General features: G+C 38.7%; 4 protein-coding genes and 1 other RNA gene. All 5 read left to right on the top strand.

Annotated features, from left to right (window positions below):
* Nucleotides 1–1,014, top strand: a 1,014-nt coding sequence (locus tag QZ565_RS08810; protein WP_295528373.1) for a CapA family protein, incomplete at its 5' end; no start/stop codon positions are given.
* A gap of 21 nt (nucleotides 1,015–1,035) precedes the next feature.
* Nucleotides 1,036–1,863, top strand: a complete 828-nt coding sequence (locus tag QZ565_RS08805) for an HAD family hydrolase (protein ID WP_295528370.1) — start codon at nucleotides 1,036–1,038, stop codon at nucleotides 1,861–1,863.
* A gap of 1 nt (nucleotide 1,864) precedes the next feature.
* Nucleotides 1,865–2,500 carry an SGNH/GDSL hydrolase family protein gene (locus QZ565_RS08800; protein WP_295528367.1) on the top strand — a complete coding sequence of 212 codons (636 nt, stop codon included), beginning with the start codon at nucleotides 1,865–1,867 and terminating at the stop codon, nucleotides 2,498–2,500.
* A gap of 61 nt (nucleotides 2,501–2,561) precedes the next feature.
* Nucleotides 2,562–2,909, top strand: a transfer-messenger RNA (tmRNA) gene (ssrA, locus tag QZ565_RS08795).
* 321 nt (nucleotides 2,910–3,230) lie between these two features.
* A partial coding sequence (locus QZ565_RS08790) for a hypothetical protein (RefSeq protein ID WP_295528362.1) occupies nucleotides 3,231–3,459 on the top strand: 229 nt, incomplete at its 3' end.

The following is a 3,459-nucleotide window of genomic DNA, read 5'->3' as shown; positions in this document are numbered from 1 at the left end:
TTTTCAGCAAAAAAGGATGATGGAACGTATGATTTTCATGAGAATTTTGAGTATGTTACTCCTTGGCTTAAGCAAGCAGACTTAGCTATTGGTGACTTTGAAGGAACCATTAATAAGGATCATTTTTTAGCAGGTTATCCTCTCTTTAATGCTCCTGCTGAAGTTATGGATGCCATTAAGGATGCAGGTTATCATGTTCTAGATTTAGCTCATAATCACATTTTGGATTCGCAAATTGAGGGGGTTATTTCAACGGCAAATGCTATCGAAAAAGCAGGAATAACACCAATTGGAGTTTATACGCACGAGCCACGTGATCAGGCTCCGCTGGTCATTAAGGAAGTGAACGGCATCAAGGTTGCACTTTTGGCTTATTCTTATGGATTTAATGGAATTGAGCAAAGTGTTTCGCAAGAGGACTATAACCGCTATCTTTCAGACCTAAATGAAGATAAGATGAAGGCTGAAATTGAGCGTGCAGAGAAGGAAGCGGACATTACTGTTATCATGCCTCAGATGGGTGTGGAGTATCGCATAGAACCTACTGAAGAGCAAAAGGCTTTGTACCACAAGATGATTGATTGGGGAGCGGATATTATCTTTGGAGGCCATCCACACGTAGTTGAGCCATCAGAGACTGTTGAAAAAGATGGAGAGAAAAAACTTATCATCTATTCTATGGGAAACTTTATCTCTAACCAACGTATTGAAACAATGACTGGTGTAGACAATGCGAAGTGGACTGAGCGTGGTGTTCTTATGGATGTAACCGTCAAGAAAAAAGGTGGACAAACAACTATTGAAACAGCTAAAGCTCATCCTACTTGGGTCAATCGAACACCAAAAGGAACTTTTTCACCAGAAGGATATCCCTTATATCATTACCAAACCTATATCCTAGAAGACTTTATCGAGGGTGGTAGTCATCGTGAGCAGTTAGATGAAGCGACTAAGGAACGAATTGATGCAGCCTATAAAGAAATGAACGAACATGTAGGATTGAAGTGGGATTAGCTTGAATTCAGAGGAAAGTAAATGACGATTAAAGTAATTGCGACAGATATGGATGGAACCTTGCTGGATGCTAGAGGCCAGCTTGATCTTCCACGCTTGGAAAAGCTTTTAGATCAGTTGGATCAAAGGGGCATTCGTTTTGTCATCGCGACGGGAAATGAAATTCACCGCATGAGGCAACTACTGGAGCACTTGGTAAATAGAGTGGTTCTGGTTGTTGCCAATGGCGCTCGTATTTTTGAAAACAATGAATTGATTCAGGCACAGACTTGGGATGATTTCATTGTCGATAAGGCTTTGGCTTATTTCGAGGGTCGAGCGTGTCAGGATCAGTTTGTTGTAACGGGGATGAAGGGTGGTTTCGTTAAGGAAGGTACGATTTTCACAGAACTTGAAAGTTTTATGACTCCAGAAATGATTGAAAAATTTTACAAACGGATGCAGTTTGTGGATGAATTAACCTCTGACCTTTTTGGTGGTGTGCTCAAGATGAGTATGGTTGTTGGTGAGGAACGTTTGAGTCCAGTTTTGGAAGAAATTAATGCTCTATTTGATGGCCGTGTCCGGGCTGTATCCAGTGGCTATGGTTGCATTGATATTCTCCAAGCTGGAATTCATAAAGCATGGGGCTTGGAAGAATTACTCAAGCGTTGGGACTTGAACCCCCAAGAAATCATGGCTTTTGGTGACAGTGAAAATGATGTTGAAATGCTTGAAATGGCTGGAATTGCCTATGCGATGGAAAATGCTGATGATAAGGCCAAAGCTGTGGCTACTACTCTAGCGCCAGCCAACAGCCAAGGAGGAGTTTATCAAGTCTTGGAAAACTGGTTAGAAAAAGGAGAATGAAGTGGCAGTACAGTTATTAGAAAATTGGCTCCTAAAGGAACAGGGTAAAATCCAAACCAAGTATCGTCACTTAAATCAGGTTTCTGCTGTAGAGCCAGAAATTCTTTTTATTGGGGATTCCATTGTCGAATATTATCCTCTGCAGGAACTATTTGGGACTTCGAAGACGATTGTCAATCGAGGCATTCGAGGTTATCAGACAGGGCTGTTACTAGAGAATCTAGATGCGCATCTGTACGGTGGGGCGGTAGATAAAATTGTCCTTTTGATTGGGACAAATGATATCGGAAAAGATGTGCCTGTGAATGAGGCTCTCAATAACCTCGAAGCTATCATACAATCCATTGCTCGCGATTATCCATTGACTGAGATGAAATTGCTTTCTATTTTGCCAGTCAATGAGGGAGAGGAGTACAAGCAGACAGTCTATATCCGCACGAATGAAAAGATACAGGAGTGGAATCAAGCCTATCAAGAGCTTGCTTCAGCCTATATGCAGGTGGAATTTGTGCCAGTTTTTGATTGTTTGACAGACCAAGCAGGCCAACTCAAAAAAGATTATACAACTGATGGGTTGCACCTTAGTGTTCCCGGTTATCAGGTTTTGACCAAAGCTTTGAAAGACTATCTTTTGTAGTTAGTTGATTTCCTTTTTGCATTTTTGTGTTAGATAAGGTATAATGGTTTTACTGTCTTTTGGGGTCGTTACGGATTCGACAGGCATTATGAGGCATATTTTGCGACTCGTGTGGCGACGTAAACGCTCAGTTAAATATAACTGCAAAAAATAACACTTCTTACGCTCTAGCTGCCTAAAAACCAGCAGGCGTGACCCGATTTGGATTGCTCGTGTTCAATGACAGGTCTTATTATTAGCGAGATACGATCAAGTCTTGTCTAGCGACTTGATAAGAGATTGATAGACTCGCAGTTTCTAGGCTTGAGTTATGTGTCGAGGGACTGTTAAATTAATACATGACCTATGGTTGTAGACAAATATGTTGGCAGGTGTTTGGACGTGGGTTCGACTCCCACCGGCTCCATTATTAATTGGTGAAACGTTGTTAAATCAACGTTTTTATTTTGAAATTTTTATAAAAACTAAAAATATGAACTTAACATTCAAAAATTAGACATAAAAAAATCGAAAAATATACTGATTTTCATCTCATCGCATGATATAATGATTGTATATTGTGGGTTTATTGTAAAGTTGTTTTTGATTTTTAAAAAGAACAATTATCCAGAAAAGAGGATATGTAACATAATTTTAAATGATTCTTGAATTTGAACATTGGGTATAATTGAGTTCGATGGTAAGCGGAAAAAATTAAATAAACAAGAAATATCTATGATATGAGGTGATTATGATGAAATTTAATTTTAATAAAGCTAATGGAACGAAAGTAACGTTTATTTTTGAAGATATAGACTATACTAATGAATTATTAGCTTATACAAAAGAAAAAAAACTATTTAGTGGGAAATTAAACGAAGTTTATTGTAATTTACCATTTAATGGTGAAAAAGAAATTTTAGTGGGGTTTGGGAAAAAAGAAGACTTATTAGAAGACGATATCAGAAAAGTATTTTTCT

This window comes from uncultured Streptococcus sp., from assembly GCF_915066115.1.
Taxonomy (GTDB): Bacteria; Bacillota; Bacilli; order Lactobacillales; family Streptococcaceae; genus Streptococcus.
This window is presented reverse-complemented; position numbering and strand designations above follow the sequence as displayed.